This window comes from Streptomyces jumonjinensis (assembly GCF_009600885.1).
Classification (GTDB): domain Bacteria; phylum Actinomycetota; class Actinomycetes; order Streptomycetales; family Streptomycetaceae; genus Streptomyces; species Streptomyces jumonjinensis.
On the sequence record NZ_VCLA01000123.1, the window covers coordinates 1 to 2,837 of the forward strand.

The following is a 2,837-nucleotide window of genomic DNA, read 5'->3' on the forward strand; positions in this document are numbered from 1 at the left end:
TGGCCCAGCTGATGGAGGAGAGGGGCGCGCGGGCCTGATGTCCGGGACCGAGACAGCCGTGACGGGCATGGGACTCGTCACCCCGGCGGGCATCGGCGTCGAGGAGAACTGGCGCACGGTGTGCGCCGGCCGCTCCCGCGCCGCCGCCGATCCGGAGCTCGCCCACACCCCGGCCCGGATCTCCTGCCGGGTGCCGGGCTTCGACGCCGACGCGCTGCTCGGCGCCCGCAAGGCACTGCGACTGGACCCCGCCGCGCGGTTCGCCCTGGTGGCGGCCCGCGAGGCGGTGGCCCACGCCGGGCTGGACCCGGCGACCTGGAACGGTGCCAGGGTGGGTGTGGTGATCGGCTCCGCCGACGGCGGACCCGGCACCGTGGAAGCTCAGCACCGCGTTCTTCTGGAGGAGGGCCCGCACCGGGTCTCACCGCTGCTGCTGCCGATGCAGCTGCCCAATATGCTCGCCGGTCAGATCTCCATCGACCAGCGCGCGAACGGCCCCAGCATGGTCGTCGCCACCGCCTGCGCCTCCGGGGGCAGCGCGATCGCGATCGCCTGCGATCTGCTCGCGCTCGACCGCTGCGACGTGGTGATCGCCGGGGGCAGCGACGCCATGCTGACCCCGCTGCTGATGTCCGGCTTCGCGCAGATGGGCGCGCTCTCCCAGCGGCACGGCGAACCGGCCGCCGCCTCGCGTCCCTTCGACGCGGAGCGGGACGGGTTCGTCGGCGGCGAGGGGGCCGGGGTCCTGATCCTGGAGCGTGCCGCGGACGCGCGCGCCCGGGGGGCGACCGTGCACGGCAGAGTGCTCGGCCATGGCTCGACGGCCGACGCACACCACATCACCACGCCCGACCCGGGCGGGCACGGCATCGAGGCGGCCGTCCGCGCGGCCCTCGCCGACGCCGGTCTCTCCCCCGGTGACATCGGCCATGTCAACGCCCACGGCACATCCACCCCCCTCAACGACCGGGTGGAGGGCGAGATGCTGGGCCGGGTGCTCACCGGTGATCCGCTGATCACCTCGACCAAGGGGGTCACCGGTCATCTGCTGGGCGCGGCCGGCGCCGTGGAGGCCGTCTACACCCTGCTCGCGCTCGCCCGCCGCACCGTCCCCCCCACCGCCAATCTCACCGTGCCCGAACCGGGCCTCAAACACCTGAACATCCCCGTCGTCGCCACCGAGCACACGGCGCACACGGCACTGAGCAATTCCTTCGGATTCGGCGGCCAGAACGCCGTGCTCGCCCTGGCCACGGCCTGAGCGGCGCACGGCACCGGACGCCCTGACCCGATCACCGACTCCGGCCCGGCCACCGGCCCGGACCACCAGAAATGGAGAACACCCCCATGACCACGCACTCGCCCGCGGCCACTGCCACCGTCCGGCGCACCACCGCGTCGGCCGCCACCCCGCTGCGCCGCTTCCTCGCCCTGGACGCCGTCGTGACCGGAGGCAACGGACTCATCTACCTGCTGGCGTCCGGCCCGGTCGGCCGGCTGCTCGACGTGAACGCGGGCTTCCTCCAGGGCATCGGCGTCTTCCTGACGGTGTACGGGCTGTACGTGGCGTACCTCGCCACCCGCCCCGAGCCGCCGGTGGGCGGCACGACGTTCGTCATCGACGCCAACTACCTCTGGGCCGTCGCCTCGGTGGCGAGCCTGCTCTTCGGCTGGCTGGACCCGAACACCACCGGCACGCTGTGGATCCCGGCGCAGGCCGTCGTCGTCGCGGCGTTCGCGGTGCTTCAGCAGGTGGGCCTGCGCAAGATGAAGGCGGCCCGCAACGGCTGAGCGACCGGGTGAGCCGACCCGGCACGACCACCGGCAACCAGACGCCCCGACGACGGTCATCCGTCGCCGGGGCGTTCGGCGTGTGCACCCGCCGGGCCGTTCAGGAGGCCGTACAACGGGCCGTCCAGGAGGCCGTACAAGAGGCCGTCCAGGAGACCGTTCAGGAGGCGGCGAACTTCAGCAGATCGGCCACCAGCCGGTCGGCGTGGGTGGCGAACAGCCCGTGGGCGGCGCCCTCGTACACCACGAACGGAGCGTCCGGCAGCAGCCGCGCGGTGCGCATTCCGCAGAGCTCCAGGGGCGCGCCCAGATCGCCGTCCCCGTGGATGAGGAGCACCGGCAGCCCGCTGGACCGCAGGGTGGCGACGTCCGGGCGCAGATCGGTGGTGAAGAGGGTGCGGTACGACTCCAGGGCAGCCCTGGAGGAGCAGTCCAGCGCCATATAGCCGAGCCAGCGGGCGTGTTCGAAGGAGACCGGGAGGTTCTCGACGGTCCCCTCGGGTCCGCCGAAGAAGCCCGCGGCGGCGTCCACCACCCAGCGGGCCCGGTCGGCCATCAGCTCGGCGACGATGCCGTCGAAAACGGACGGGTCGAGCCCCTCGGGGTTGTCGTCCGTGCGGCACATGAACGGGGTGACGGAGTTGACGAGCGCGACCGCGCCGACGCGTTCCGTGCCATGGCGGGAGAGATGGCGTACGGTCTCGCCGCCGCCCATGGCGTAGCCGACGAGCACGGCGTCGGCGACGTCGGTGCGGTCCAGGATCGCGGCGAGGTCGTCGGCGAGGGTGTCGAAGTCGTACCCGTCCCAGGGCCAGTCGGAGCGGCCGTGGCCGCGCCGGTCGACGGTGATACAGCGCAGTCCGGCCTCGACGAGCGGTCGCGCCACGTGCTCCCACATCCGGGAGTTCTGCATGGCGGTGCCGAGGAACACGAGCGGCCGGCCCCGGCCCCAGTCCTCGTAGTACAGGGCGGTGCCGTCGGCTGCGGTGGCAAAAGGCATGAGGGTGATGTCCTTCCGGTGCACAGGGGGGTGGGGGTGAGGGGGT

3 protein-coding genes are annotated in these 2,837 nt (G+C 73.0%); 2 read left to right on the plus strand and 1 reads right to left on the minus strand.

Annotated features, from left to right (window positions below; translation table 11 throughout):
• The first annotated feature begins 37 nt into the window (after window positions 1-37).
• Together FF041_RS14760 and FF041_RS14765 are read left to right on the plus strand one after the other, a co-directional pair.
• Window positions 38-1,261: a beta-ketoacyl-[acyl-carrier-protein] synthase family protein gene (locus FF041_RS14760; RefSeq protein WP_153523270.1), complete on the plus strand. Its 1,224-nt coding sequence runs from the start codon at window positions 38-40 to the stop codon at window positions 1,259-1,261.
• Between the two features lie 86 nt (window positions 1,262-1,347).
• Window positions 1,348-1,791, plus strand: coding sequence for a hypothetical protein (locus FF041_RS14765; protein ID WP_153523271.1), 444 nt, complete (start codon window positions 1,348-1,350; stop codon window positions 1,789-1,791).
• A gap of 160 nt (window positions 1,792-1,951) precedes the next feature.
• Here the strand turns inward: FF041_RS14765 and FF041_RS14770 are convergent, their stop codons facing one another.
• The gene (locus tag FF041_RS14770) at window positions 1,952-2,791 is read right to left on the minus strand and encodes an alpha/beta fold hydrolase (RefSeq protein WP_153523272.1); all 840 of its coding nucleotides are present in this window, start codon (window positions 2,789-2,791) and stop codon (window positions 1,952-1,954) included.
• Window positions 2,792-2,837 lie beyond the last annotated feature (46 nt).